Below are 1,488 nucleotides of genomic sequence, written 5' to 3' on the forward strand. Positions count from 1 at the left end.
ATCAAAACTCTGTTAAAATACACTGTTAAAAATTGCACCGCCGTGCGTAAAATTGAGAACCATGACTGAGCACTTATTGAGTGCTTTTATTTTTTCTCTTAAATTTACTAAATCTTCTTTTCCCTAGATACTCATCAAAAATTATTCTATAAATATCTGATAGTAATTTTTCTACTTCAGCATGAAACACTGCAAAACTATCACTATCGCTAACCTTGGGATCTATATATTTATCTTCTAGTTCCTGTATCTTATGAACTATCTTCCTATAATATTCTGGCGATTTATATTTGAAAAACAATGAATCTTGCCTAATTAAGTTTAACACTTCTATTATATCATCGGTACCTGTAATTTTTTCACCATTAAATATAACCTTTTGCCTAGATCTAGGAATTTCCTTTAGTAAATATTCCAAATAAATATCTTTGAAATATCCTGCCTCTAAATTGGTTCTATGATGTTTCTCATTTTTATAATTTTGAAAAAAAAGTGTACCAATAGAAATAATGATTGCTATGATTGAAAGAATCGAACTGGGTCCAAACCAGTTTGAATTTGTATCAGATACTCTCTTGGAAGTCGCTTCTGCTAATAATATGTAATTGATATGCATAAACCCAACTTTCTCATTAAAATAATCTTTCGAATATAAGTTGAGCTAATTTATCGTTTTTAGCTTTTATGGTAACATTTTTTTCGATTCCTTCGTATCCGATCTCATTTACAAGATCTTCGAAAAATCCTTGTACAAATGATGATGCCACCTTTTCAATATTATCTGGAAATACTATTACTAGCTTTTCTGAATAATTGGTATACTTTTCTTTGACTTGTTTTTGATACTCAGACTTAGCAAAGGGGTACCCTGCAAGTCCTGACACTGTTTTATCAAATTTTAACTCTATAGTAATCATTTATTTCTCTTTTCTCATAACAAAATTTAAGTTGAATGCAGTTCCAGGTATCCAAAGGCTACTGCTGTTTAAGATGGAAATATCAGGTTTATGATTAAAAAAATCATTTTGTCTATTGAAACCTAGCCATCCATTTGAATCTCGCTCAATAAAATCTTTTTTAAATGAAATGATTTTTTCTCCACTTATAACATAACAAGTATCATTATCTGCCTCTTTTTGTAAGCTATTAATTAATACTGTTAAACCTGTTCCACCAGCAGAGGAAGTGCCTTTTCTTCCAGAAATCCTATCTTGTAAAGATGCTATGTCCCAAAAATATTCTTCATTATATAAATTATCATCTAAATCTTCGATTTTTTTTAAATGATTTTGATAAGCCATTTTTAAATCATAGTATCTTCCATTATCAAAATTATTAGTTAAAACTTTTTGACTTACGGCCTCTCCAAGTAGATGATTTGAAAAACTTACTATGGCTATATTAATCCCATAATATTGCCCTTCTTGCTCCACATTATATAATTTTTTTGTATGATCATCCGTTATATCTATATCGATTAGACATTCA

3 protein-coding genes are annotated in these 1,488 nt (G+C 29.2%); all 3 read right to left on the minus strand.

Translation table 11 applies throughout. From position 1 onward, the window contains the following. Nucleotides 1-73 precede the first annotated feature (73 nt). Nucleotides 74-616: a hypothetical protein gene (locus ABT112_RS35080; protein ID WP_351515823.1), complete on the minus strand. Its 543-nt coding sequence runs from the start codon at nt 614-616 to the stop codon at nt 74-76. 16 nt (nt 617-632) lie between these two features. Continuing rightward, a complete protein-coding gene (locus ABT112_RS35085) occupies nt 633-917 on the minus strand; it encodes a tryptophan/threonine-rich antigen C-terminal domain-containing protein (RefSeq protein WP_058223627.1) in 285 nt (94 codons plus the stop codon). Continuing rightward, a partial coding sequence (locus ABT112_RS35090) for a hypothetical protein (RefSeq protein ID WP_351515824.1) occupies nt 918-1,488 on the minus strand: 571 nt, incomplete at its 5' end. It lies immediately after the preceding gene.

The sequence above is a fragment of the Streptomyces sp. NPDC002055 genome, assembly GCF_040296705.1.
GTDB lineage: Bacteria > Actinomycetota > Actinomycetes > Streptomycetales > Streptomycetaceae > Streptomyces.